This is a genomic window from Reyranella sp., from assembly GCF_017305915.1.
Taxonomy (GTDB): Bacteria; Pseudomonadota; Alphaproteobacteria; order Reyranellales; family Reyranellaceae; genus Reyranella.
In genome coordinates this window covers 1-24,775 of the sequence record NZ_JAFKJN010000005.1, presented here as the reverse complement: position 1 = coordinate 24,775, position 24,775 = coordinate 1, and the positions used below count along the sequence as shown (strand labels likewise).

The window sequence follows — 24,775 nt, the reverse complement described above, 5'->3', positions numbered from 1 at the left end:
AGAAGGAGTGGAATGATGAGTGAAGAGTCGAAGGAAGTGAAGGCCGGCCGGCGCCGCATGCTGGCCGGTGCATCGCTTGCGGTGCTGGGGGCAGTCGGGCTCGACCGGGCGGTGGAGCAAGCCCAGGCACAGACAACGCCGGCGTCCGGGAAGAAGCCCAACATCCTCGTCATTTTCGGCGACGATATCGGCCTGTGGAACCTCTCGGTCTGGAACAAGGGCATGATGGGCTTCCGTACGCCGAACATCGATCGCATCGCCAACGAGGGCGCGATCATGTCGCAATATTACGGCCAGCAGAGCTGCACCGCCGGCCGTGCCGCCTTCATTACCGGTCAATGTCCGTTCCGCACCGGCCTTACCAAGGTCGGCCTGCCGGGAGCGACCGTCGGCTTGCAGAAGGAGGACCCGACCATCGCCGAGATGCTGAAGCCGCTCGGTTACATGTGCGGCCAGTTCGGCAAGAACCATCTCGGCGACCGCGACGAGTTCCTGCCGACCGCGCACGGCTTCGACGAGTTCTTCGGCAACCTCTACCATCTCAATGCAGAGGAGGAGCCGGAGAATCCCGACTATCCGAAGGATCCGGAGTTCCGCAAGAAATTCGGCCCGCGTGGCGTGCTGAAGACCTCGGCCGACGGCAAGATCCAGGATACCGGACCGCTCACCAAGAAGCGCATGGAGACGGTGGACGAGGAGTTCCTCGCCGCGGCCAAGGACTTCATGGAGCGGCAGGTCAAGGCCAGCAAGCCGTTCTTCTGCTGGTTCAATTCGACCCGCATGCACATCTTCACCCATCTCAAGCCGGCGTCGGACGGAAAGACCGGCCTTGGCATCCAGGGCGACGGCATGGTCGAGCATGACGGCCAGGTCGGCGATCTGCTGAAATTCCTCGAGGACCAGAAGATCGCCGACAACACGCTGGTGATCTATTCGACCGACAACGGCGCCATGAAGAACCAGTGGCCCGACGGCGGCGCCTCGCCGTTCCGTTCGGAGAAGGACACCAACTGGGAAGGTGCCGTCCGGGTGCCATGCGCGGCGCGCTGGCCAGGTGTCATCAAGCCGGGCACGATCATCGACGGGCTGTTCTCGGCCGAAGACTGGCTGCCGACGCTGGTGGCGGCGGGCGGCGGCGACGCCGACCTCAAGGACAAGCTGCTCAAGGGCTATCAGGCCGGCAACAAGACCTTCAAGGTCCATCTCGACGGCTACAACCAGCTGCCGGTGCTGAAGGGCGAGACGACCAAGTCGCCGCGCAAGGAGTTCGTCTATTTCAGCGACGACGGCGATCTGATGGCCTATCGCGACGAGCGCTTCAAATACAACTTCAACGTCCAGTTCTCCAAAGGCATGGACGTGTGGCGCATGCCGACCACCGCCGTCCGCGCACCGATCATCATCGACCTGATGACCGATCCGTTCGAGAATGCTTTTGACGGTTCGGCCTACTACGAGCGATGGACGATGGAGCACGCGTTTCTCATGCTGCCGGCGATCTCCAAGGTCGCGGCCTACCTGGCGACCTACAAGGACTTCCCGCCGCGCCAGCGGCCGGCCTCGTTCTCGATCGATCAGGTCATGGAGAAGGTCAACGCCGCCATCAAGACGCGCTGATGCGCCGTCCCGCGGGGGCGATCTGGCTGGCGAGCTGCACCAGAGCCTGGGCTCAGGCGCAGTTCGCCAACCCGGCCTCGCAGCGCTGCGTGGCGAGTGGCGGTAGTTTGCAGATCGAGCAGCGGCCGGACGGCGGGCAACTCGGCGTTCGTGTTTTCGCGGACAATCGCCAATGCGAGGAATGGGCATTGTTTCGCGGCCAGTGCCCGGCGGCTGGGCTGAAGGTCACTTGCTACCTCACGCCGGCGTCGCGCTTTTGCGCCATCGCCGGCGGGCGCTACGATGACGCCACCAAGGCCTGCGCCTTGCCCAACGGCAAGACCTGCAGCGCCGAGGCCTACTATTCGGGCACCTGCACATGACGCCACGCGAGCAAGTCGGGGAAATCCAGAAGCGGGTGAACGCGTCGGTGATCGGCCAGGAGCGCGTGGTTGAGCGGCTGGTGATCGCGCTGCTGGCGAACGGCAACGTGCTGGTCGAGGGCCTGCCGGGCCTCGCCAAGACGCGCGCCATCAAGAGCCTGTCGCGGGCGCTCGAATCGGAGTTCAGCCGCATCCAGTTCACGCCCGACCTGCTGCCGTCGGACGTCACCGGCGGCGAGATCTACCGCGACGGCACGTTCGAGTTCCGCCGGGGCCCGGTGTTCGGCAACCTGGTGCTGGCCGACGAGATCAACCGGGCGCCGGCCAAGGTGCAGTCGGCGCTGCTCGAGGCGATGGAGGAACGCCAGGTCACCGTGGCGGGCAAGCGCTACCGGCTGCCCGACCTGTTCATGGTGTTGGCGACCCAGAACCCGATCGAGCAGGAGGGCACCTATCCGCTGCCCGAGGCGCAGATGGACCGCTTCCTGATGCATATCCGCATCGACTATCCGAGCGACGGCGACGAGGCGAAGGTGCTGCGGCTGGTCCGCGGCGAGCAGGCGCAGGACCATAAGGACGAGCTGCCGCCGGCGATCCCGCAGCAGGCGGTCTTCGCCGCCCGGCGCGAGATCGACGCGGTGACCAGCGTCGAGGCGATCGAGGTCTATATCGTGGCGCTGATCGCCGCGACCCGGCGGCCGGCCGACTTCGGCGGCAAGCTCGAGGACTGGATCACGATAGGCGCCAGCCCGCGCGGCTCGCTGGCGCTCGACCGCTGCAGTCGCGTCCATGCCTGGCTGCACGGTCGCGACCACGTGTTGCCGACCGACGTGCAGGCGATCGCGCACGACTGCCTGCGCCATCGCCTGACCTTGAGCTATGAGGCGAGCGCCGAGGGCGTGTCGAAGGACAAGGTGATCGACGAGATCGTGGCGCGGGTCGCCGTGGCGGGCTGAATGGCGCGCGCCTGGGTCACGCTCGACGACCTACTGAAGCTCGACCATCGCGCCCGGGGCTTCAGCTTCCTGCCGCGCCAGCCGGTGCATTCGCTGCTGACCGGCCGGCACGCCTCGCGGCTGCGCGGCCGCGGCCTCGATTTCGACGAGCTGCGGCACTACTACGAAGGCGACGACACCCGCACCATCGACTGGGCGGCGACGGCGCGGCTCGGCACGCCTTACGTGCGCGTCTATCGCGAGGAACGCGACCGGCCGGTCCTGCTGCTGGTCGACCAGCGGGTATCGATGTTCTTCGGCAGCAAACGCGCCACCAAGTCGGTGGTCGCGGCCGAGGTCGCGGCTCTCGCGGCATTCCGCGTCGCCTCGCTCGGCGACCGGGTGGGCGGCATCGTCTACTCCGAGCAGGGAATCGACGAGATCGAGCCGCAGGCGCGCCAGGCCGGCGTCCGCCGCCTGCTGGGCGCGCTGGTCCGGCACAACAACGCGCTCAAGGCCGATGTGCCGCATCCGCCGGATGCCGGCCTGTACGACGAGGCGCTGCGCCGCGCGTCGCGCTATGCCAAGCACGACTGCCTGGTCGTGCTGATCTCCGACGGCTCCGGGCAGACGCCGGAGACCATGAAGCTCGCCACCGGGCTCGCCGCGCACAACGACCTGATCGCGATCTTCGTCTACGACCCGCTGGAGGCCGACCTGCCCGACATCGGCCGCGCCGTGCTGGCCGAGGGCGACCGCCAGATCGAGGTCGATCTCTCGGCCGCCGACCTGCGCCGCCGCTTCGCGGCGGGCTTCGTCGAGGGCCGCGCTCGCATCGAGCGGGCGGCGTTGCAGCGCGCCATCCCGGTGCTGCCGATCCGCACCGATCTCGATCCGGCGCAGCAACTGCGGGCCCTGATCGGCCGCCGGATGAGGCCGGCGGCATGAGCGACCCGACCGACCTTTCCAACCTGCGCGACATCGTCGTGCCGCCCGACGTGTCGTTCTGGCCGCCGGCGCCGGGCTGGTGGGCGGTCGGGGCGGTCTGCGCCGTCGCGGCCGGCGTCGCGGTGGCCGCTGCCGCCCGTCACCGGCGACGCAACGCCTATCGGCGCGAGGCCCTGCGCGCGCTGACAACGGCGGAGGGCGCCGACATCTCCACAATCCTGAAGCGCGCGGCACTGGCGGCGTTCCCGCGCGAGCAGGTGGCGTCGCTGAGCGGCGCGGCGTGGCTCGCCTTCCTCGACCGCACCGGCGGCACGGCGTTCGCGAACACCGCGCTGCTTGAGATGACCTACGGCGGCCGCGGCGATCGCGATGCCGCGGTCGCCCAGGCGCGGCGCTGGATCGAGCGTCATCGATGCTGACCTTCGCGCACCCCTGGCTCGCCCTGCTGCTGCCCTTGCCGTGGCTGGTCTGGCGCTTCGTGCCGCCCTATGCGCAGAGCCGGCGCGGCGTGCGGGTGCCGTTCTTCGCCGGCCTGGTCGCGCTCACCGGGCTAGAGCCGCGGCCCGGCATCGTGGTCGGCCGCCGCGGCGTCTGGCGCTCGATCGCCTTGGCGCTCGCCTGGCTGCTGATCCTCGGCGCGCTGATGCGGCCGCAATGGATCGAGCCGCCGCTGCACAAGGACAAGCCGGCGCGCGATCTGCTGCTGCTGGTCGATCTCTCGGGCTCGATGGACACAAAGGACTTCACCGATCCCGCTGGCCAGCAGGTCGACCGCCTGACCGCGGTGAAGCAGGTGCTCGACGAGTTCCTCGCCAGGCGCGAAGGCGACCGGGTCGGCGTCGTGGTGTTCGGCGACGCGCCCTACAGCCTGGTGCCGTTCACCACCGACCTGAAGCTCTGCCGCCAATTGGTGCAGGAGATGCAGGTCGGCATGGCGGGCCCGCGCACCGCGCTGGGCGATGCCATCGGCCTCGGCGTCAACCTGTTCGCGCGCTCGACCGTGCCCGCCCGCACCATCATCGCCCTGACCGACGGCAACGACACCGCGAGCAAGGTGCCGCCTTCCGATGCCGCGCGCGTGGCGCACGACCACAAGATCACCATCCACACCATCGCCGTCGGCGATCCCGCCGCGGCCGGCGAGGACAAGCTCGACGAAGCCGCGCTGCGCGACGTGGCGCAGGCGACCGGCGGCGGCTTCTACCGTGCGATGGATCGCGCCCAGCTCGCGGACATCTACACCCGGCTCGACCGGATCGAGACGCGCAAGGTCGACACGGTGAGCTTCCGGCCGAAGACGGACTTCTTCTGGCTGCCGCTGCTGGTCGCCGTGCTGCTGGCGATGCTGATAGAGCTGCCGAAGGTCCGGCGGGCATGAGCGAGCTCCATTTCCTGCGGCCGTGGGCGCTGGCGCTGATCGTGCCGGCGCTGCTGCTGTGGCTGGCGAGCCGCCGCGCCTCGGACACCACGCGCCGCTGGGCGCGGGTGATCGAGCCCGACCTGCTCAAGCTGCTGGTGGTCGGCGGTTCCTCGCGCTGGCGGATCGCGCCGCACGACCTGCTGCTGGTCGGCTGGATCGTCGGCGCGCTGGCGATCGCGGGGCCGGCGTGGCAGCGCGAGCCGTCGCCCTTCGCCGATGCCGAGCGGCCACTGATGATCGTGCTCAAGGTTACGCCGTCGATGACCACCGGTGACCTGGCGCCAAGCCGCCTCGACCGCGCGCGGCAGAAGATCGCCGATCTCCTGAAGGCACATGACGGCATGCCGGCCGGGCTGATCGCCTATTCGGGCTCGGCCCATCTGGTGCTGCCGCCGACCCAGGATCGCGGCATCGTGCTCGATCTGGCGCATGCGCTGTCGCCGGCGATCATGCCGCGCGAAGGCGACCGGCTGGACGAAGCGGTGGCGCTCGCCGGCCGCATCCTGAAGGAGGGCGGGCAGGGCGGCTCGATCCTGGTCGTCGCCGACGCGGTGGCGCCGGGGCAGGCGTTCGATGCGCCGTTCACCCTGCTTGCCATGCTGCCCGAGCCGACGCCCTTGCCGGTCGTCGACCAGCGCATCGTGCGCGTCACCGTCGACGATGCCGACATCAAGGCGCTGTCGCGACGTTTCGCGACGGCTGGCGCTCCGCCGGCGGCGCCGGGCGAGGGCGAGCGCTGGCAGGAGGCGGGCTACTGGCTGACGCCGCTGCTGGCACTGCTGGCGATCGGCTGGTTCCGCCGCGGCTGGGTGCTGGCATGAAGCGGCTGGCGCTCCTGTTCCTGCTGATCGGCTGGCAGGACGTGTGGTCGACGCCCGACCAGCGCGGCCAGCGCCTGATGGCGGCCGGCCGCTACGCCGAGGCCGCCGCCGAGTTCGCCGATCCGATGCGCCGCGGCGTGGCGCAGTTCCGCGCCGGCGACTTCAAGGCTGCCGCCGAGACCTTCGGCGGGATCGACATCGCCGATGCCGCCTACGACCAGGGCACGGCGCTGATCATGCTCGGCAAGTACGACGAAGCGATCCAGCGCCTCGACCAGGCGCTGGCCCTGCGGCCGGGCTGGGCGGATGCGATGGCCAATCGCGCGCTCGCCGCGGCGCGCGGAGCGAAGATCAACAAGAGCGGCAGCGACGCCGGCGACCAGCGCGAGGGCGCCGATCAGATCGTCTACGACAAGGACAAGAAGAGCGGCGGACAGGACACGCGGACCGAGGGCGCCATGTCCGACCAGTCGGTGCGCGCGCTGTGGCTGAAGCGCATCGAGCCGCGGCCGGCCGAGTTCCTGCGCTCGCGCTTTTTGTTCCAGCTCGAGCAAAAGCCGTGAGGGCCGTCCTCGCTCTGCTGGCGCTGCTGCTCGCCGCGCCGGTTTTCGCGCAACAGCCGGTGGTCGTGCGGACCAGCGTCAAACCGGAAAACGGCTTTATCGGCCAGCGGGTCGCCGTCTATGTCGACGTGCTGTTCGCCGGCGAGATGACGCGGCCGCCGCGGGTCGTCCTTCCCGAGATCGCCGGTGCCCAGATCCTGCGCTTCGAGAGCCAGGCCACGACCATGTCCGACCGGATCGACGGCGCGTCCTACACCGGCCAGCGCTTCGAGTTCGCGCTCTACGCCCGCCGCGGCGGCAGGCTCGAGGTGCCGGCCCCCCAGGTCAGCCTGCTCGATCGCGACGGCACCGTGACGGGCACGGCAACCGGCCCGACCGCGTCGGTCGAAATAGCCGTGCCGCCCGGCGTCGATGCCACGCAGCCCTTGATCGCAACCGCGCACGCCACCTTGTCGGAGCAATGGAGCCCTGCGCCGAAGGGCCCTTTCAAGGCGGGCGATGCGCTGGTGCGCATCGTGACGCGCGAGGCCGACGACGTGCCGGCGATGGCAATGCCCGCGCTCGTCTTTGCCGCGCCGCAGGGCGTGCGGGTCTATGTCGACCCGCCGCAGAGCGAGGACCGGCAGGATCGCGGCGCGGTGACCGGCCGGCGCATCGACAGGGCGACCTACGTCTTCGAGGCCGGCGGCCGGTTCACCCTGGCCGGGCTGGCTCAGCTCTGGTGGGACCTCGGGGCGCGGCGGCTCGAGACGCCGACGCTGCCGGCCGTCACCGTCGAGGTTGCAGCGCCGCCGGCACCGCCCGATCCCTGGCTATTCCTCCTGCCGATGCTGGCGCTGCTGGTCTTGCTGGCCGTCGAGCGGCGGATCGAGCCTGGGGTCCGGCGGTGGTACGACGCCCGCCGCGACCGCTGGCTGGTGTCCGAGCCGAAGGCCTATCGCGATCTCGCCGACGCCTGCCGGACGGGCGACCTGCCTGCCGTTTACAGCGCTTTCACCGTCTGGCGCCGCCGTGCATCGCGGGCGGTCGAGGGCGGCGCGCTGGCCGAGGCGCTGGAGGAGGCGCTGTTCGCCGGGGCGCCGTGGACGCCGGCGCGCAGCCGGGCGCTGCTGCGGGGCGTCGCCGGCCTCCGCCAAACGCACCATCGATTGACAACTGCCCTTCCGCCGCTCAATCCGCTTTCGACAGGAGGGCTACCATGACCGCGGCCAAACTCACGGCCAATCTGGATCCGGCCTACCAGCGCCTGCACGAGGGCCTCCACGAGGCGGTTGGCGAGAAGGCGCTGGTCCAGACCTTCATGAAGCCGCGGCCCTCTGTCGAGGAGCGCGCGGCGGCCGGCAAGGCGCTGCGCCAGAAAGTGCCGCGCAGCGTCCATGCCGAGTACGCGCCGCGCGCCAACCGGCCCGATCCGGTGGCGATCCTCGAGAAGCAGAACGAGCTCAGGGTGCAGAAGCTGGTGCCGGTGCGCTATGGCCGCATGCTGGCGTCGCCCTTCACCTTCCTGCGCGGCTCGGCGGCGGTGATGACGGACGACCTGGCGGCGACGCCGGTCAGCGGCTTGCAGGTGGCGGCGTGCGGCGACATGCACGTCTCCAACTTCGGCGTCTATGCCTCGGCCGAGCGCAACCTGATCTTCGCCATCAACGACTTCGACGAGATCCATCCCGGCCCGTGGGAATGGGACCTCAAGCGGCTCGCCGCCAGCGCCGCCGTCGCCGTGCGCTTCATGGGCGGCGACCGCGCTCAGGCCGAGGCGGCGGCGCGCGAATGCGTCAAATCCTACCGCAAGCGCATGCGGCGCTACGCCGAGATGAGCTACCTGCAGGTCTGGTACGAGCGCATCGACGACCGCGCCGTGCTCGACGCGATCTCGCCGCGCCTGCGTGCCGGCGCCGAGCGCTTCATGAGCAAGGCGCGCACCAAGGGCCACGTCCAGGCGCTCGACAAGCTCACCGCCAAGGTCGACGGCGAGCACCGCCTGATCGAGGACGTGCCGCTGATCGTGCGCGAGACCCATTCCGACAGCGGCCTGCCGGCCGACGTCGCGCTCGACGAGATGCTGCACGCCTACGTCGCGTCGCTGACCGCCGACCGGCAGGCGCTGCTGTCGCGCTACCGCCTGGTCGACGCGGCGCGCAAAGTGGTGGGCGTCGGCAGCGTCGGCACCAGCTGCTGGGTGCTACTGCTGCAGGGCGTTGATGCCGACGACCCGCTGTTCCTGCAGGTCAAGCAGGCGCAGCCCTCGGTGCTGGCGCCCTACGTGTCGTTCGACCTGCATACCCGCCAGCACGGCGAGCGGGTGGTGATCGGCCAGCGCCTGACCCAGGGCTCGCCCGACATCTTCCTCGGTTGGGGCGAGGTCGACGGCCGGCACTTCTATGTCCGCCAGCTCGCCGATATGAAGGGCAGCGTGAAGTTTAGCGAGCACGAGACCGCCAACCTGTCGGGCTTTGTCGAGTATTGCGGCCTGTGCGGCTGGGCCCTGGCGCTGGCCCACGCCAAGAGCGGCGACCCGGCGATGATCGCGGGCTATTGCGGCACCTCGGCCGCGCTCGACGAGGCGATCGGCACCTTTGCGCTGGCCTATGCCAAGCAGACCGAGCAGGATCACGCCGCGCTCAAGAAGGCGCAGCGCAGCGGCCGCATCGAGGTCGCCCGCGGTGTGGGCTAGCTTGCCCACCGGCCGATGTGCTCAACTGAAAGTAGGGGAGATGACGAGCGTGCGTAGACGAATGTTGTTAGGCGGAGTCCTGGCGGGCGCCGCCATGCCGGCCGGCCTCAGGGCGCAGGACAGGATCAAGACCGGCACGATCGAGATCGAGCAGGTTCAGGTCGCCTTCATCGGCAGCGGCAATGTCGGCGGCGGCACGTTGCATTTCGAAGGCAAGAGCCATCGCTTCTCGGTCGGCGGGCTGGGCGTCGGCGGTTTCGGCATCTCCAAGATGCAGGCCTACGGCGACGTCTACAATCTCAAGCAGCTCAACCAGTTTCCTGGCGCCTACGGCCAGGCGCGCTACGGCTCTGCGCTCGGCGACAAGGGCGGAGGCGAGATGTGGCTCGAGAATCCCAACGGCGTGATGATCAGCCTGCGTACGCGTCGCAGCGGACTGGCGTTGTCGCTCGGCGCCGACGCCGTCTACATCGATTTCAAGTGAGGGCAGCCACCATGAGGATGTTCAACGGCCCGCTTGCCCTCTGTGCTTCGCTGCTGATCGCAACCGCGCCCGCGCTGGCGCAGGACGAACCGCAGGTCTTCAACGCCTTCGCCATTGCCGTCGCCAACGGCGCCATCGTGCGGTCGGCCGAGAAGCAGGCGACGATCGCCGGCACGGTGGCCGGTCCGATGTTCGTCGAGACCGACGAGGGCCCGATCGAGGCCGGCCGGGTGACCTGCTCGGCCATGGTCAAGGTCGACCAGGGCAGCCGTCGCGTGACCGGGGGCGGCGCCTGCTCGTTCGTCGCCGACGATGCCGCTGCTGCCTGGGGCGAATGGGAGTGCACCGGCTACCTGCTGCTCGGCTGTCGCGGCAAGCTCACCCTGAACGGCGGCTCCGGCCGCTTCGCCGGCGTCTCGGGCGAAAGCACGATGACCTGGCGGCCGAGCGCGAACGTGCTCAAGCAGCAGATCGACGGGCCGACCATCCAGAACTGGACCGGCGTGCTGAGCTGGCGCGATTTCAAGCTGGCCAAGGCCAAGCCCTGACGGCGCCGCTCGCGCGGGCTCAGCGGTTGGTGAGCTTGAGCTCGATGCGCCGGTTGCGCGCGGTGTCCATCATCGACAGGGGCTGGTACTCGCCGTAGCCCGCGGCGGCCAACCGCTCGTTGGGAATCCCCTGCGCGTTCAGGAACTTCACCACCGCGATGGCGCGAGCTGCGGAGAGCTCCCAGTTGGACGGGAACTCGCGGGTGTTGATCGGCTTGTTGTCGGTGTGGCCGTCGACCTGCAGCACCCAGTTGATCTCCTTGGGGATCTTGCTGCTGATGTCGACCAGCCGCTGCGCCACCGAGGCGAGCTGCTTCTCGCCGCTCTGCTGGAGCTGCGCCGAGCCCGACGGGAACAGCACCTCGGACTGGAAGACGAAGCGGTCGCCGACGATCTGCACGTCGCGCTGGCCGGCCAGCGCCTCGCGCAGCTTGCCGAAGAACTCCGAGCGGTAGCGCGCCAGCTCCTCGACCTTGCTGGCGAGCGCCCTATTGAGCTTCTGGCCGAGGTCGATGATCTGCGCGTTCTGCTCCTTGGCCTTGGCGTCGGCCGCCTCGAGCGCGGCGTTGAGCCGGGTGAGCTCTTGCCTCAGCGCATTCATCTCCGCGGCCAGCCGCACCGTGTTGGCCTTCTGCTCGGCCGTCTGCTTCTGCTCCTCGGTGAGGTCGGAGAACAGCTTGCCCTTCTCGTTGTTGGCCGCCGCCAGCGCCGCGGCGAGCCGGGTCAGCTCGAGCTTCTGCCGCTCGATCTCCTTCTGCATGTCCCCGGCGGTCGCCGCCTTGGTCTCGACCTCGCGGGTCGCGTCCTTGAGCATGGCGCTGAGGCGGTCGCGCTCGGCCTTGAGGTCGTCGGCGCTGCGCTTTTGCGCCGTCACGTCGGCGTTGAGCTTCTCGCGCTCGGCCTGCAGTTGGCGGCTGAGCAGGGTGAGGCGCGCGACGTCCTTCTGCAGATCCTCGGCCGAGCGCTTCTCGAGCGAAAGCTGGCTGGCGAGGTCGCCGATCTGCTTGTTGAGCGTGTCGATCGCCGTCTCGCGGCTCGACAGCACGGTCGACAGGGTGAATTGCGCCACGCTGAAGATCGACAGCAGGAAGATCAGCACCATCAGGAGCGTGGTCAGCGCGTCGACATAGCCCGGCCAGGTGTAGTCGGCGCTTTCGCGGCGGCGGGAAATGGCGGCCATGGGCTATTCGCCGGTCGGCGTTTCCTGGCGCTGCACCTGGGTCAGCGCGATGGTGCGGGCGAGCAGGCGGATCTCGCCGCGGATCTCCTCGGCGAGCGCGATGCGGTTCTGCGTCGTGCCCTCGACCAGATGGGCGAGGTTGACCTCGATGTTGCGCCGGTGCGCCGAGACCGAATCGCGGTCGAGGTCGGCGAAGCGGTCGGCGAGCTTGCCGATCGCCACCCTCATCTCCTCGGCGAGCGCGCCCCGGTTGCGCTCGTTCTCCTCGACCAGGCGGGCGAGCCGGCCCTCGACCGCGCGCTGCAGGTTGGCCAGCGCCTCGCGGTTGGCCTCGGCGTCGGGCCGCGCGGCGAGCCGGCCGATCTCGCGGCTCATGTCCTCGACGACCTGGGTGCGGCTGCGCGCCTGCTCCTGGGCGAGGCGATCGAGGCCGCCGCGCAGCTCCTCGGCGATCGAGGTGCGGGCGCGCAGCGTCTCCTCGACCAGCCGGCCGAGATGGGCCTCGATGGCCTGCTGGTGGGCGATCGCCGCCTGGCTGTCGGATTCGGCGGCGGTGAAGCGCTCGCTGAGCCGCGCCACCGCGCCGCGCAATTCGATCGACATCTCGGTGAAGCGGGCCAGCAGGCCCTGCTGCTCGCGCATGGTCTCGGCCAGCGCCGCCAGCCGCTCGACCAGGGTGGCATTGCCGGCCACGCCCGCCTGCCGGCTCTCCTCGACATACTGCACGGCGCGGATCAGCCCGTCGGCGCTCTCGGCGTTGCGCTCGAGCAGCGCCTCGATATAGGCCGGCACGCTCTGCGCCGCGATCGGCCCCAGGCTCGAGCCGCCGAGGCTGGTGGCGCGCGCCAGCCACTGCTCGAGCTCGCTGTGGAAGCGGCCCTGCGCCTGGCTGGCCTGCAATTCGAGAAAGCCCAGCACCAGCGAGCCCGAGAGGCCGAACAGCGAGGCGCCGAACGCCGTCGACATGCCCTTGAGCGGGCCCTCGATGCTGCCCTTGAGCTTGGCGAACATCTGCACCGCGTCGCCGGCATTGACCTGCAGGCTGTTGATCGCGTCGGCGACCGCGCCGATGGTCTGCAGCAGACCCCAGAAGGTGCCGAGCAGGCCGAGGAAGATCAGCAGGCCGATCATGTAGCGGGCGAGCTCGCGCCGCTCGTCGAGCCGGGTCGCGATGCCGTCCAGCACCGCGCGCGTGGCGGTCGGTGACAGCCGGATCTCGTCCTGCCGCTCGCCCAGCATGGCGGCCATCGGCGCCAGCAGGTTGACCGACTCGGCTTCCGGCGGCGGCGCGTCGGGCTCGCGCGTCATGTAGCGGCGCATCCAGCGGATCTCCGGCCACAGGATGACGACCTGGCGGAAGACGAAGAAGATGCCGAGCGCCAGGACCGCCAGGATGACGCTGTCGAGCGTCGGCGTGTGCTCGAAGATGCGCAGCAGGTCCTCGTGCAGCACCCAGGCGAGCCCCGCCACGGCGGCGAGGAACACCAGCATGCGGATCAGGTAGGGGAAGGGGCTGCTCATAAGGGGGTGCTCATGCGGGCGCCGTCACTGCAACACCACGTCGACGCGCTCCTTGGGCGCGGTCCGCGCCGGCTGGGCATTGGCGCCGACCTCGATGCGCGCCTTGACGCCCTGGTCGATCAGGTAGCTGCGCACCGCGAGCGCCCGGGCGAGCGCCATCTTGCGGGCATCGCCGGTATCCTCGCCGCTGGCATAGCCGCGCACCTCGAGCTGGCGCACGCCGCGCTCCGACAGCGACCTGGCGAGCCCGTCGAGCGCACCGCGGCCGGCCTCGGCGATCTCGACCGACTGGGCTACGAAGGGAACGGTGACGGCCGGCGCGGGGAGCGCCTGCTGGGCGATGGCGCCCGTCGCGCACAGCATCGCCACGGCCACGGCGACGCGCCGTACGGCGACCGAACAGCTTGGGATAAGCATCAGTCCTTCAAGGATTTTTTGGCCCCGGACGGGGAGACACCCGAGCGACAATAGCCAATGACGGTGGCGCGGCCAATAGGGCGCGGGGTAACCTCGAGGCGAACGGCTGAGGGGAGATCCATGGCGAGATTGAGGACGTTCGGGCTGCTGCTGGCGCTCTTGCCGGGTGCTGCACAGGCAGCCGACGTGGCCGGAACGCGCGCGGCGATCGCGCGCAGCCTCGACGCGCAGTATTCGCGCCTCGACGCGCTCTACAGGGACATCCATCAGCATCCCGAGCTCGGCTTCCAGGAGCAGCGCACGGCGGCCAAGCTCGCCGCCGAGCTGAAGGCGCTGGGCTACGAGGTCACCGAAGGCGTCGGCAAGACCGGCATCGTCGGCATCTACAGGAACGGCCCCGGCCCGACCGTCATGGTGCGGACCGAGCTCGACGCCCTGCCGCTCGAGGAGAAGACCGGTCTGCCCTATTCCAGCAAGGCGAAGCAGACGCTGCGCGGCGCCGAGACGCCGGTGATGCATGCCTGCGGCCATGACATCCACATGGCAGCCTGGACTGCCGTCGCCCGGACCATGCTCGAGATGAAGGACCAGTGGAGCGGCACCCTGATGTTCGTCGGCCAGCCGGCGGAGGAGGGCGGCGGCGGCGCTCACAGCATGGTCGCGGACGGCCTGTTCACGCGCTTCCCCAAGCCCGACTACGGCTTCGCCCTGCATGTCGGGCCCTATCCGTTCGGCTATGTCAGCTACAAGCCCGGCGTCATCAATTCGACCTCGGACGGCCTGCAGATCACCTTCGTCGGCAAGGGCGGCCACGGCTCGCGGCCGCACACCACCATCGACCCGGTGATGATGGCGGCGCATTTCATCGTCGACGTGCAGAGCGTGATCAGCCGCGAGAAGGATGCCGCGAAGTTCGGCGTCATCACCGTCGGCTCGGTGCAGGCGGGCAACGCCGGCAACGTCATCCCCGACACCGCGACGGTGCGCGGCACCATCCGCTCCTACGACAACGAGACCCGCACCAGGATGCTGGCCGGCATCGAGCGCACCGCCAAGGCGGTGGCGATGATGGCCAATGCGCCCGAGCCCGAGATCAAGCTCACCGCCGGCGCCAAGGCGGTGGTCAACGACGACGCGCTGGCCGCGCGCAGCGGTGCGGTGCTGAAGGCGGCGTTCGGCGACAAGGCGCGGCTGATGCCCGAGCCCGGCTCGGCCAGCGAGGACTATTCGGAGTTCGTCATCGCCGGCGTGCCGTCGTTCTATTTCAGCATCGGCGGCCTCGATCCCAAGGCTTACGCCGAGGCGATGGCGGCCAAGAAGCCGATTCCCGGCAACCATTCGCCGGAGTTCGCGCCCATTCCCGAGCCCAGCATCCGCACCGGCGCCGAGGCGATGAGCCTGGTGCTGCTCGATGTGCTGCAGAAGAAGTAGGACTCTCACGAGTCTCATGCGGTGAGACTCGATCGAATGCCGACGGCGCAAGGCTTGTGGGCCGTCGAGTCTCAAAGTCTCGCGGACACCTCCCGTGGGAGAGCAGGCCCCCGGGTACCCTTGTCCTCTTACATCGAAAACGCGCGTTGGGGTGGACCGTCCCCGACGGCAGTCCGGAGGATCATGAGCGCCGCTGGAGTGGCGCGGTCCGATGATCAGGCGAGGATCTCGACCATCGCGTCGCGCAGGCTGGCATTGGTGGCGAGGATGCTGGTCGACGTGCCGAGGGCGTAGGCACCGCCGCCGACCTCGTTCACCAGGCCGCCCGCCTCGCGCACCATCAGCAGGCCGGCGGCGACGTCCCACGGCGCCAGGCCGAACTCGAAGAAGGCGTCGTAGCGGCCGGCGGCGACGAAGGCGAGGTCGAGCGCCCCGGCGCCCCAGCGGCGCACGCCGGCGGTCTTGCCCATCACGGTTTCGAGCTTCTTCAAGTACGTCGGATGATCGCCTCGGCCGACATGCGGGATGCCGGTGGCGACCAGCGCCCGCGCCGGATCCTTGCGGCCCGAGACGCGCAGGCGGCGCGAGCGGGCGTTGGGCGTGTCGATGAAGGCGCCGTTGCCCTTCTCGGACCAGAACAACTCGTCGGAGATCGGCTGGTAGATCACGCCCGCGATCACCTCGCCGTCGCGCTCGAGCGCCAGCGAGATCGCGAAGTGCGGCACGCCGTGCAGGAAATTCGTGGTGCCGTCGAGCGGATCGGCGATCCAGCGGTTGCGGCCGTCGCCCTTGGTCTCGCCGCCTTCCTCGCCGAGGAAGCCGTACTCGGGACGGGTGCGCTCGAGCTCCTTGCGCAGCGTGCGCTCGGCCATGATGTCGGCGCGGCTGACGAAATCGCCCGGGCCCTTCTCGGAAACCTGCAGTTGCTCGACTTCGCCGAAGTCGCGCTTCAGCGACTTGGCCGCGGCGAAGACGGCGCGGATCATCACCGTGATCGTGGCCGAGCGCGGCGCCAGCGACTTGCGCTCGGGCGGGCCGGAACGCTCGCGGCCCATGACGAGGGGGCCGCGGCCGACTCGGGCGACAGGTCTATCTCGAGGGGGCAATGTCATTTTCAATCCTCCTCCCCCGCAGGGGGAGGATAGAGGAGGGGGAAAGCCACAGAATCGGAAACAATCACCTTGAAGCCCCCTCCCTAACCCTTCCCCCTTCGGGGGGAGGGGACTCAACGAAGATCTGTCTCAGTCCTTGGCGCGTTCCATGTAGCTGCCGTCCTCGGTGTTGATCACCAGGCGGGTGCCGACGGCGATGTGCGGCGGCACCATCACGCGGATGCCGCCTTCGACCACGGCGGGCTTGTAGGAAGAGGAGGCGGTCTGGCCCTTCACGACGGCGTCGGCCTCGGTGACGGCGAGCACGACGCTCTTGGGCAAGGTGACGCCCACCGGGGAGCCCTCATGCAGCGAGACCTGGACTTCCATGCCGTCCTGCAGCCAGCGCGCCTGGTCGGGATCGAGCACGTCGCCGCCGACCGAGAGCTGCTCGTAGTTCTCCTTGTCCATGAACGTGTAGCCGTTGTCGTCCTTGTACAGGTAGGTGCAGTCGCGCTCCTCGATGTGCGCCTGCTCGATCATCTCACCCGACCGGAAGCGCTCCTGCAGCTTGTTGCCCTCGCGCAGGGCCTTGGCCTCGATGGCGACGAAGGCGCCGCCCTTGCCGGGGCTGATGTGCTGCACCTTGGAAGCGACCCAGAGCTTGCCGTTGTAGTCGATGACGTTGCCGGCGCGGATCGAGTTTACTTGGACTTTCATAAGGTTACCGCTCGGTCGATGAATGGAATTCGGCCTCGTACCCAGGTCAGGGCGAGGCCGGCGCGGGCTTGTATCAAAGGGCGGCGGTACCTGCAACTTGGCAGCCTTTGGGCGTGTTACGCCGGCTGCGCAATGCCGGTTCTGGTGGTGCGGCGGCAGCGGCCGGTCGAGGCCCTGGCGCTCGCCCGCGCCCCCAGCGAAAGACTAGAGGCCGAGTTCCTTCTGCTTCCTCTTGGGCAGCGCCGCGGCGATCACCGCGTGCGCGCGCTTGATATAGGCCTTCATTTCGGCATCGGTCAGCGCCGCCGGATCGTCGACCGACACCCATTTGGCGCGCGCGAGGTAGGGGGCGGGCCGGAAGCCGGGTGAGCGGCTCAGCGCGTCGTAGTGCTCGGGCGCCGACTTGAACGAGATGCGGCCGACCGAATGATCGTCGGGCGCGATCAGGCAGAACATCTTGCCGCCGACCTTGAATACGGCGACGCCCTCCCACTGCACGATGCGCGTGGCGGCGGGCAGGCTGGCGCAGAACCGGTCGATCTGTTTGGGCGTCACGCGATCACCCTACACGGCGCGGACGGCGCGTGCGATGGTCGGGCATGACCGACTGGCGCGCCGACAAGCTTGCTCGCCGCCTGCCGTACCTGCAGGCGCGGGCGCACATCCTTGCGGCGATGCGCCAGTGGTTCGCGGATCACGGCTTCGTCGAGGTCGAGACGCCGATCCTGCAGGTCGCGCCGGGCGCGGAGGTGCATCTCGCGGGCTTCACCACGGAATGGAAGACGCCGGACGGCATCGGGCGCATCCGCTGGCTGCACAGCTCGCCCGAGTTCGCGATGAAGAAGCTGCTGGCCGGCGGCGTGCCGCAGCTCTTCCAGTTCGCCCGGGTGTTCCGCAACGGCGAGGGCTCGGCGCTGCATCATCCGGAGTTCACCATGCTCGAATGGTACCGTGCCGGCGCGGGCTACCGGACCATCATGGAGGATTGCGCCGCGCTGCTGGCATTGACCGGTGCGAACGAGCTGCGTTGGCAGGACAGGACCTGCGATCCGCGCGCGACCCCCGAGCGGCTGACGGTGGCGGAGGCGTTCGAGCGCCATGCCGGTGTCGACCTGTTCGCGACGATCGGCGACAGGGGCGGCGACGCCGACGCGCTGTCGCGGCTGTCGGGCGTCAGGAAGCACGACGGCGATTCGTGGGACGACGTCTTCTTCCGCATCATGTTCGACCGGATCGAGCCGCATCTCGGCGTCGGCCGGCCGACCATCCTGTGCGAGTACCCGATCGGCATGGCGGCGCTCGCCCGCGCCAAGCCCGGCGATCCGCGCGTCGCCGAGCGCTTCGAGCTCTATGCCTGCGGTGTCGAGCTGGCCAACGCCTTTGGCGAGCTGACCGATCCCGCGATCCAGCGCGCCCGGCTCGAGGCCGACATGGCCGAGAAGGAGCGGCTATACGGCGTGCGCTGGCCGGTCGACGGGGACTTTTTGGCGGCGCTCGATCACGGCCTGCCGGATTGCGCCGGCATCGCGCTCGGCTTCGATCGCCTGGTCATGCTGGCGACCGGGGCCGCACACATCGAGGACGTGCTGTGGCTGCCGGTACGCTGATCGGGCCGTCTCAGTAGCGGCGGGACGGCAGGCTGGGATTGGCGACCTTGCGGGCGACCTCCGCGCCGGCGACCGGCAGGCCCTTGGGATCGAGCAGGCCGATCTGGACCAGCACGCTCGCCTGGTCCCAGTAGATGTGCTCGTGCGTGATCTTGCCGTCCTCGACGCCGACGATCACCGCCACCGCCATCTCGACCGGCTTGCCGGTCGGCGCGACGCCCGGCAGCAGCCAGTCGATCGCTGTCGTATGGGTGAAGCCGATCACCACCTCGTCGACGATGCCGGTCTCGCCGACCGTGCGCGACACCGAGGTCATCTTCACGTCGGGCGGAAAGAACTTGCCGACGAGATGGTCGCGATAGAAGGCGTGGACGCCGTCGCGGCCGACGCCGCCGGCCATGGTCGGCACGTGGTTGAGGTGAGGGCTGTCGCTCATCGTCGCCATGGTGACGTCGAGATTGCCCGCGAGCTCGGCGTTCACGTGCCTGTCGAACAGGTCGAGCATCGCCTTGCGGTCGAGCGGCGCCGTCTCCTTGGCCTGTGCGCTGCGCAAGGCCGAGGGCAGGGCGACCGCGGCCACCGCCACCGCGAAGAGGGCGTGCCGCAGCCTGGTGAAGATGGTGCGTCGTTGGATCATGCGACGGTTGGCGGCTCGCCCTCCAGATAGGTGCTCCTGCCCGGCGCGAAGGGATCGAGCACCGGCCAGATGAACAGCACCTGAGCCTTGCTGTGCTCGGTGCCCCAGGCATGAGCGGCACGTGGTGGAATGATGACCGTCTGTCCCGGCTTGGCTTCGTCGCGCTTGCCGTCGATCTCGACCCAGATCTCACCGGCCTCGACCAGGACGATCTCCTCCTGGTCGTGCAGATGGCGCGGGATCGTGACACCCGGCTCGACCCAGTTGCGCAGCACGCTGACGCTTGCAGCGCCGTGCTCGGGACCGGACAGCCAGCGACCGGCCACGCCCGTCCGCATCAGGATTTCCGGGAGCGTATCGGTGTCGACGATCGGCATGGTTGAGCCAGCCTAATCAATGCGCACTTTGCGTGCAAGGTTGAACAAATTGCAACGCGCGACTATGTAAGCCCCTTCATCCACGAGGACACCGAGAGCAATGGATTTCTTCCCGACCGCAACGTCGCTCTGTCTTGCCGCCGGGGAAATCCATGTCCGCTTCCATCGCTCTTGCCAATCTGTCGTGGTCCACGCCTGAGGGCCGACTACTTCTTTCCAACATAAGTCTGAGCTTCATCGCGGAGCGCGCCGGGCTCGTCGGCCGCAACGGCGCGGGCAAGACGACGCTCTTGAAGCTCATAGCCGGTGATCTCGTGCCGCAGGCCGGTCGGGTGTCGGTGAACGGCACGCTGGGCGTGCTGCGCCAGGCGGTGCAGGTCGGTGCAGACGAAACCGTGGCCGACTTGTTCGACGTGCGCCCCGCACTGGCGCTGCTCGAACGTGCCGAGGCGGGCGAGGCGGACGCCGAAGAACTCGCCCGCGCCGACTGGACGCTGGAAGCGCGCCTCACCGGGGCGCTGGCACGGCTCGGGCTCGACGCGGCACCGCAGACCAGGCTGTCGACCTTGTCGGGCGGCCAGCGCACTCGCGTCGGGCTGGCCGCATTGCTGTTCGCCGAGCCCGACTTCATCCTGCTCGACGAGCCGACCAACGATCTCGATCGTGCGGGACGGCGGGCGGTGATCGACCTGCTGGCGGGCTGGGACGGCGGTGCGATCGTCGTCAGCCACGATCGCGAGCTGCTCGCCGCCATGGACGCCATCGTCGAGCTGACGACGCTCGGCGCCACGCGCTATGGCGGCAACTGGAGCTACTATCGTGAGCGCAAGGCCATAGAATTGGCGGCGACCAGGCACCAGCTCGCCGACGCGGAACGCCGTGTCGACGGGATCGTGCGGCGCACCCGGGAGATGGCGGAGCGCAAGGCGCGCAAGGATCGTGGCGGCGCGCGCACACGGGCGCGCGGCGACATCCCGCGCATCCAGTTGAACGCCATGAAGAGCCGCAGCGAGAACACCGGCGGCGCCAATGCGCGGACGGCCGAGCGTTTGCGCACGCAGGCGCTCGACGATGCTGCGGCGGCGCGGCGCAAGGTCGAGGTGCTGCAGCCGCTCACCGTGGCGTTGCCGTCGACTGGCCTGGCCGCGAGCAAGACCGTGCTGAAAATCGACGACGCGAGCGCGGGCTACGAACCGGAGCGGCCGATCCTGCGCGAGCTGTCGTTCGACATCGTCGGTCCCGAGCGTGTCGCGGTCGCCGGCCCGAACGGCTCGGGGAAGACGACGTTGTTGGCCCTGATCGCCGGACGGCTGCAGCCGGCGAGCGGAAGCGTGCGGGTGATGACGCGCTTCGCCCTGCTCGATCAGCAGGTGAGCCTGCTCGATCCTGCCGTGTCGATCCGCGACAATTTCCGGCAGATCAATCCTCGAGCCGACGAAAATGCCTGCCGGGCCGCGCTGGCGCGCTTCATGTTCCGCGCAGGCGCGGCCCTGCAGATCGTCGCGACCTTGAGCGGCGGGCAGATGCTGCGCGCGGGACTTGCCTGTGTGCTGGGCGACGATCCGCCGCCGCTCCTGATTCTCGACGAGCCGACCAACCATCTCGACATCGAGTCGATCGCGGCGGTGGAGGCGGGACTTCAGGCTTACGACGGCGCGCTGATCGTCGTCAGCCACGACGAGGCGTTTCTCGAGGCGATCGGCATTATGCGCCGGATCGAGCTGCGAAGAGGTCATTGAACGCCCGTACCGCGGCCTCGGGACCGTCCTTGTGGTTCCACACGCCGCCGGCGACGGCGAGGAAGTCGGCGCCGGCGGCGATCACCGGCCGGCAGTTCTCGACGGTGATGCCGCCGATCGCCACGCACGGCACCTCCATCAGGCCGCTCCACCATTCGACGATCTCGAGGCTGGCCGGCGCGGTGACGGTCTTGGTGGTGGAGGCGAAGAAGGCGCCGAACGCGACGTAGTCGGCGCCGGCTTCGGCCGCTTCCATCGCGAGATGGCGCGAGGCCTTGGCGGTGACGCCGACCTGGCGATCGGGACCGACGAGGCGGCGCGCCTCGCGATAGGGCATGTCGTCCTGGCCGATATGCACGCCGTCGCAATCGAGCGACGCGGCGAGATCGGGCCGGTCGTTGAGGATGAAGGCGACGCCGCGCTGCTGGCAGATCGGCCGCAGCGTGTCGGCGGCGCGGGCGATCGCCGCGTCGTCGACGTCCTTGAGGCGGAGCTGGAAGGCGGCGACGTCGCCGCCGTCGAGCGCGGCGCGCAGCTCGGCGGCGAAGATCGACGGATGGTCGATCCGCTGGGGCGAGATCAGGTAGAGGCGGCAGTCGGTCATCGGAGCTGCTTGCGGTAGACGATGAAGCCCGAGCGGTCGGCGATCCCGTTGTAGAGGACCTGCGCCACCGCGTTGGTCTCGTGCGTCTGCCAGTAGACGCGGCTGCAGCCGGCGCGGCGCGCGGCCTCGTACACCGCCTCGATCAGCAATCGGCCGATCCCCTTGCCGCGCGCGTGCTGGTTGGTGAACAGGTCGGAGAGGTAGCAGTTCGGCTCGATCGTCGCCGTGGCGCGATGGAACAGGTAGTGGGTGAGGCCGAGCAGCCGGCCGTCCTGCTCGGCGACCAGCGCGTGCACCGGCTCGGCGGGATCGAGGAAGCGCGCCCAGGTGGTGCGCGTGATCTCGTCCGGCAGCGTCCGCTTGTAGAAGGTGTTGTAGCCGGTCCACAGCGGAAGCCACTGCGTGAAATCCGCTTCCATGACGGGCCGGACGACAGGCTTCATGATCTCACCTCGATTTCTCAGGTTTGTCGGGCAATTTGCACGAGATACAGAAGGGCCGAAAGTTGTATCGGCCATATCGTCGCTGCGACCTCGGGCCGACATGTTCGTTATCGCCGCGTGGACAACAGGCCGTTCCTCCTGATGGTGCTGGCGCTCGTCGTGCTGATCGCCGTGGCGCTCTGGCAGTTCTATTCCCTGGCCTGGGGCGCCGCCGCCGGCACCTCGCGCAACATGCGCGAGGCGCCGAGCATCGCCGCGTCACCGCGCTGAGCGACCGTTCGCCCTCTTGGAATCGGCGCCTTGGTACGAGGTCGAGGAGAACGGCAACGGCGCGAGCGTCACCGGGCCCGGCACTCCGTCGGGCGCGCAGGCCGGCTACATCTTGCCCTGAGAGGGATAGCGTGTCCGTGGGTGTCTACTGACGTTCTAGAAGTACCGAATCCATTGGCTCCTTCGCCCATCACCGTCCGCCAGTGTCCACCCACATCCATCGCAAAGGGTTACCCAAAGGTTACCCAAATCTGCGATAGAATGGAGCGACATGGCACTTACGGATACCCGGCTTCGCACACTCAAGCCCGAAAAGGGCAAAGACGAACGGCTCGTCGCTGACGGCAACGGGCTCTATATCCGAGTCCGGTCGGCCCGTGGCGAGTTTACCAGAACGTGGCAATTCCGCCGCAAGGAGAAGGGCCGGCCGTCGATCACGACGTTGGGCACCTATCCGGGGCTGTCGATCAGGGAGGCCCGCCTGAAGGCCGCCGAGCTGGCCACCAAGCGCAAGATGAGCAACGAGACGGTGGAGGAGGTTGCTAGCCAGTGGCTGGCCGAGCGGGTCGATCACACCCACAGTAAGGCCGATCAGGTCCGGGGCTACGTCGATCGCGCGATTATTCCCGAACTGGGCGATCGGCGGGTGCGGGATATCGAGCCTTCGGACATTGCCGCTGTTATCCGCTCCTACCGCGACCGCGTCGCCAAGCTGCCCAGGGCTCGCACGGGCGGCCGCCCTGCGGCACGTGCGCTCCTGGCCGTGTTCAAGGGCCTATTTGGATACGCCGTGGCCAATGGCTTGATCACCGTATCGCCGGCCGCGCAGCTCACGGCGGCCATTACCGGCGCACCGCCGCAGGCCCGCGAGCGCGTCCTGAGCGATGACGAAATCCGGTTCGTCATGACCACCGATATCAAGCCCGGTCCGGTGCTGCGCTTCCTGCTGGCGACGGGGCTACGGCTGGGCGAGGCTTACAACGGTGATCGCAAGGGGCAGTATTGGATCGTGCCAGCCAGCGCCTCTAAGAACGGCCGTGAGCATCGCGTTTGGCTGTCCGAGTTGGCGCTGGCTCAGTTGGAAGCGCATCCATGGGAGGCGGCCCGCGAAGCGGTTCAGAATTGGGCCACCTACAAGGCCGGGGGATGGACCGCGCACGATCTGCGCCGGACCTTCAGCACTCGGAACAACGATATGGGCGTCGCGCCCTACGTGGTGGAAAAGATGCTCAACCACACATTCGAGGGCATGATGAGCGTCTACAATCGCGCCACCTACGATGCCGAGCGCCGGGAAGCCCTGGAAGCGTGGTCGACTTGGTTGCTGGGGTTGCTTGGGACGCAGCCGGCTGACGTGGTTAAGCTCCGCCCGGCCGCGCGAGTTGCGGCGATGCGGTAGGCGATGTTCGTCGACGAAAGCGGCGCTCCTCACTGAGCGCCCGATAACAACTCACCGGAGCGGCGCAAGCCATTTGCCTGACGCGTCATCCTTGGCTGCCCCGACTCCAAAATGGGCCATAAGTTCCTCCTGTCGCGCTTGTGAGCGCCGCTCTGCCACGATAGCCGGCCGCACGGCATCCAAGGGCGATCTTATCCCGCCTAGATGCAGCACGGCATGGAATCGACGCTCATCGCTATCGGGCTGGACCATGCATAGGCTCTGGTAGCCTTGGGATGGTCGTTCAGGGCCGCCGCGATTAGGCTGATCGCGCCGCTGCGTCTACGGCCAGCGCCAAACGGGGGGAGAATGTAGGCCATGGCGGACCATGCTACGCTTGAGTGGAGATACCGCGTGTTTGGAATCCTGGCTGAGGTATCCGCGGTAGTTCTAATCGTCGGCCTCGGAATCGAACTTGTATGTGTGATTGTCGATGAAAAGGACAAGTTCTGGAGCGTCCTAGCCAACATATTCGTGTTTGGAGGCGTGGGAGGTGAGGTTCTCTTCGCCCACATATCAAGCACGGCTGCCGATGCCCTTCTCACTGGGCAAAGAAAGCAAATCGCCGAAGCGAACGAGCGCGTTGCCGAAATCCAGCGCGTCACAGGTTCACGGCATTTGTCGGCAGAAGAAGCCGACCAGCTTGTCGCCGCTCTGGACAACAAAGCATCCGAATATGATGTCGTGGTCGAATTCCAGACGAGTGATCCAGAGGCGTACTCATATGCACGCGAGATCATGTTGGTCTTGGCCGATGCGGGCGTCGAAAAGATTAGATTTAGGGATTCTCTGAACAAGCTGTCGATCGAGCGGCTCTGCTAGAGTGATCTGGTGGAGGCGGTGATGAAGCAGCTGAGTTTTTCGGACGCAGAGTACGGCGGGAAGCGCAAACGGACCCGCCGCGAGGTGTTTCTGGCCGAGATGCACC

28 protein-coding genes are annotated in these 24,775 nt (G+C 68.4%); 18 read left to right on the top strand and 10 right to left on the bottom strand.

Annotation, left to right across the window (positions count from 1 at the left end; genetic code table 11):
* Positions 1–15: 15 nt before the first annotated feature.
* The 12 genes from J0J01_RS00170 to J0J01_RS00115 are packed head-to-tail and all read left to right on the top strand — an operon-like array spanning position 16 to position 10,372.
* Positions 16–1,617: an arylsulfatase gene (locus J0J01_RS00170; RefSeq protein ID WP_296378063.1), complete on the top strand. Its 1,602-nt coding sequence runs from the start codon at positions 16–18 to the stop codon at positions 1,615–1,617.
* Positions 1,617–1,979, top strand: a complete 363-nt coding sequence (locus J0J01_RS00165) for a DUF333 domain-containing protein (RefSeq protein WP_296378062.1) — start codon at positions 1,617–1,619, stop codon at positions 1,977–1,979. Before J0J01_RS00170 ends, J0J01_RS00165 begins: the two co-directional genes overlap by 1 nt.
* On the top strand, positions 1,976–2,935 hold the full coding sequence (locus J0J01_RS00160) for a MoxR family ATPase (protein ID WP_296378061.1): 960 nt from the start codon (positions 1,976–1,978) through the stop codon (positions 2,933–2,935). The genes J0J01_RS00165 and J0J01_RS00160 overlap by 4 nt, the downstream gene beginning before the upstream one ends.
* The gene (locus J0J01_RS00155; RefSeq protein WP_296378060.1) at positions 2,936–3,862 is read left to right on the top strand and encodes a DUF58 domain-containing protein; all 927 of its coding nucleotides are present in this window, start codon (positions 2,936–2,938) and stop codon (positions 3,860–3,862) included.
* The gene (locus tag J0J01_RS00150; RefSeq protein ID WP_296378058.1) at positions 3,859–4,281 is read left to right on the top strand and encodes a DUF4381 domain-containing protein; all 423 of its coding nucleotides are present in this window, start codon (positions 3,859–3,861) and stop codon (positions 4,279–4,281) included. The genes J0J01_RS00155 and J0J01_RS00150 overlap by 4 nt, the downstream gene beginning before the upstream one ends.
* Complete coding sequence (locus J0J01_RS00145; protein WP_296378057.1) at positions 4,275–5,240, top strand: VWA domain-containing protein; 966 nt, start codon at positions 4,275–4,277, stop codon at positions 5,238–5,240. Before J0J01_RS00150 ends, J0J01_RS00145 begins: the two co-directional genes overlap by 7 nt.
* A complete protein-coding gene (locus J0J01_RS00140) occupies positions 5,237–6,103 on the top strand; it encodes a VWA domain-containing protein (protein ID WP_296378056.1) in 867 nt (288 codons plus the stop codon). Before J0J01_RS00145 ends, J0J01_RS00140 begins: the two co-directional genes overlap by 4 nt.
* Positions 6,100–6,666: a tetratricopeptide repeat protein gene (locus J0J01_RS00135; protein ID WP_296378055.1), complete on the top strand. Its 567-nt coding sequence runs from the start codon at positions 6,100–6,102 to the stop codon at positions 6,664–6,666. The genes J0J01_RS00140 and J0J01_RS00135 overlap by 4 nt, the downstream gene beginning before the upstream one ends.
* The gene (locus J0J01_RS00130; RefSeq protein WP_296378054.1) at positions 6,663–7,868 is read left to right on the top strand and encodes a hypothetical protein; all 1,206 of its coding nucleotides are present in this window, start codon (positions 6,663–6,665) and stop codon (positions 7,866–7,868) included. Before J0J01_RS00135 ends, J0J01_RS00130 begins: the two co-directional genes overlap by 4 nt.
* Complete coding sequence (locus J0J01_RS00125; protein WP_296378053.1) at positions 7,865–9,340, top strand: DUF2252 domain-containing protein; 1,476 nt, start codon at positions 7,865–7,867, stop codon at positions 9,338–9,340. Before J0J01_RS00130 ends, J0J01_RS00125 begins: the two co-directional genes overlap by 4 nt.
* A 49-nt stretch (positions 9,341–9,389) precedes the next feature.
* A complete protein-coding gene (locus J0J01_RS00120) occupies positions 9,390–9,824 on the top strand; it encodes a hypothetical protein (RefSeq protein WP_296378052.1) in 435 nt (144 codons plus the stop codon).
* Positions 9,825–9,835: 11 nt separating this feature from the next.
* Positions 9,836–10,372, top strand: coding sequence for a hypothetical protein (locus J0J01_RS00115; protein WP_296378051.1), 537 nt, complete (start codon positions 9,836–9,838; stop codon positions 10,370–10,372).
* Positions 10,373–10,391: 19 nt separating this feature from the next.
* Here the strand turns inward: J0J01_RS00115 and J0J01_RS00110 are convergent, their stop codons facing one another.
* The 3 genes from J0J01_RS00110 to J0J01_RS00100 are packed head-to-tail and all read right to left on the bottom strand — an operon-like array spanning position 10,392 to position 13,490.
* The gene (locus J0J01_RS00110; RefSeq protein WP_296378050.1) at positions 10,392–11,552 is read right to left on the bottom strand and encodes a peptidoglycan -binding protein; all 1,161 of its coding nucleotides are present in this window, start codon (positions 11,550–11,552) and stop codon (positions 10,392–10,394) included.
* Positions 11,553–11,555: 3 nt separating this feature from the next.
* On the bottom strand, positions 11,556–13,073 hold the full coding sequence (locus tag J0J01_RS00105) for a hypothetical protein (RefSeq protein WP_296378049.1): 1,518 nt from the start codon (positions 13,071–13,073) through the stop codon (positions 11,556–11,558).
* 24 nt (positions 13,074–13,097) lie between these two features.
* The gene (locus J0J01_RS00100) at positions 13,098–13,490 is read right to left on the bottom strand and encodes an OmpA family protein (RefSeq protein ID WP_296378048.1); all 393 of its coding nucleotides are present in this window, start codon (positions 13,488–13,490) and stop codon (positions 13,098–13,100) included.
* 120 nt (positions 13,491–13,610) lie between these two features.
* Between J0J01_RS00100 and J0J01_RS00095 the strand changes: the two genes are divergently transcribed.
* On the top strand, positions 13,611–14,921 hold the full coding sequence (locus J0J01_RS00095; protein ID WP_296378047.1) for an amidohydrolase: 1,311 nt from the start codon (positions 13,611–13,613) through the stop codon (positions 14,919–14,921).
* 215 nt (positions 14,922–15,136) lie between these two features.
* Here J0J01_RS00095 and J0J01_RS00090 read toward each other — a convergent pair whose 3' ends face one another.
* From J0J01_RS00090 to J0J01_RS00080, 3 genes are all read right to left on the bottom strand, one after another.
* On the bottom strand, positions 15,137–15,976 hold the full coding sequence (locus tag J0J01_RS00090; RefSeq protein ID WP_296378461.1) for an inositol monophosphatase family protein: 840 nt from the start codon (positions 15,974–15,976) through the stop codon (positions 15,137–15,139).
* Between the two features lie 186 nt (positions 15,977–16,162).
* The gene (gene efp / locus J0J01_RS00085) at positions 16,163–16,732 is read right to left on the bottom strand and encodes an elongation factor P (protein ID WP_296378046.1); all 570 of its coding nucleotides are present in this window, start codon (positions 16,730–16,732) and stop codon (positions 16,163–16,165) included.
* Between the two features lie 204 nt (positions 16,733–16,936).
* The gene (locus J0J01_RS00080) at positions 16,937–17,287 is read right to left on the bottom strand and encodes an MmcQ/YjbR family DNA-binding protein (RefSeq protein ID WP_296378045.1); all 351 of its coding nucleotides are present in this window, start codon (positions 17,285–17,287) and stop codon (positions 16,937–16,939) included.
* A 44-nt stretch (positions 17,288–17,331) separates the two neighbouring features.
* On the opposite strand from J0J01_RS00080, the gene epmA reads away from it, so the two are divergent.
* Positions 17,332–18,339 (top strand): EF-P lysine aminoacylase EpmA, encoded by a 1,008-nt coding sequence (epmA, locus tag J0J01_RS00075; RefSeq protein WP_296378043.1) that lies wholly within the window; start codon positions 17,332–17,334, stop codon positions 18,337–18,339.
* Positions 18,340–18,349: 10 nt separating this feature from the next.
* Here epmA and J0J01_RS00070 read toward each other — a convergent pair whose 3' ends face one another.
* Positions 18,350–18,976 (bottom strand): nuclear transport factor 2 family protein, encoded by a 627-nt coding sequence (locus J0J01_RS00070; RefSeq protein ID WP_296378042.1) that lies wholly within the window; start codon positions 18,974–18,976, stop codon positions 18,350–18,352.
* Positions 18,973–19,353, bottom strand: a complete 381-nt coding sequence (locus J0J01_RS00065; protein ID WP_296378041.1) for a cupin domain-containing protein — start codon at positions 19,351–19,353, stop codon at positions 18,973–18,975. The genes J0J01_RS00070 and J0J01_RS00065 overlap by 4 nt, the downstream gene beginning before the upstream one ends.
* Positions 19,354–19,505: 152 nt before the next feature.
* Here J0J01_RS00065 and J0J01_RS00060 point away from each other — a divergent pair, with 152 nt between their 5' ends.
* On the top strand, positions 19,506–21,092 hold the full coding sequence (locus J0J01_RS00060) for an ABC-F family ATP-binding cassette domain-containing protein (RefSeq protein ID WP_296378040.1): 1,587 nt from the start codon (positions 19,506–19,508) through the stop codon (positions 21,090–21,092).
* On the opposite strand, the gene thiE is transcribed toward J0J01_RS00060, so the two are convergent.
* Together thiE and J0J01_RS00050 are read right to left on the bottom strand one after the other, a co-directional pair.
* A complete protein-coding gene (thiE, locus tag J0J01_RS00055; protein WP_296378039.1) occupies positions 21,058–21,696 on the bottom strand; it encodes a thiamine phosphate synthase in 639 nt (212 codons plus the stop codon). The two genes, J0J01_RS00060 and thiE, sit on opposite strands and share 35 nt — an antisense overlap.
* Positions 21,693–22,139, bottom strand: coding sequence for a GNAT family N-acetyltransferase (locus J0J01_RS00050; protein WP_296378038.1), 447 nt, complete (start codon positions 22,137–22,139; stop codon positions 21,693–21,695). The genes thiE and J0J01_RS00050 overlap by 4 nt, the downstream gene beginning before the upstream one ends.
* A gap of 117 nt (positions 22,140–22,256) precedes the next feature.
* On the opposite strand from J0J01_RS00050, the gene J0J01_RS00045 reads away from it, so the two are divergent.
* From J0J01_RS00045 to J0J01_RS00035, 3 genes are all read left to right on the top strand, one after another.
* Positions 22,257–22,409, top strand: a complete 153-nt coding sequence (locus J0J01_RS00045; protein WP_296378037.1) for a hypothetical protein — start codon at positions 22,257–22,259, stop codon at positions 22,407–22,409.
* A 271-nt stretch (positions 22,410–22,680) separates the two neighbouring features.
* Positions 22,681–23,808 carry an integrase arm-type DNA-binding domain-containing protein gene (locus J0J01_RS00040; protein ID WP_296378036.1) on the top strand — a complete coding sequence of 376 codons (1,128 nt, stop codon included), beginning with the start codon at positions 22,681–22,683 and terminating at the stop codon, positions 23,806–23,808.
* A gap of 357 nt (positions 23,809–24,165) precedes the next feature.
* Complete coding sequence (locus J0J01_RS00035) at positions 24,166–24,669, top strand: hypothetical protein (RefSeq protein WP_296378035.1); 504 nt, start codon at positions 24,166–24,168, stop codon at positions 24,667–24,669.
* Positions 24,670–24,775: the final 106 nt, after the last annotated feature.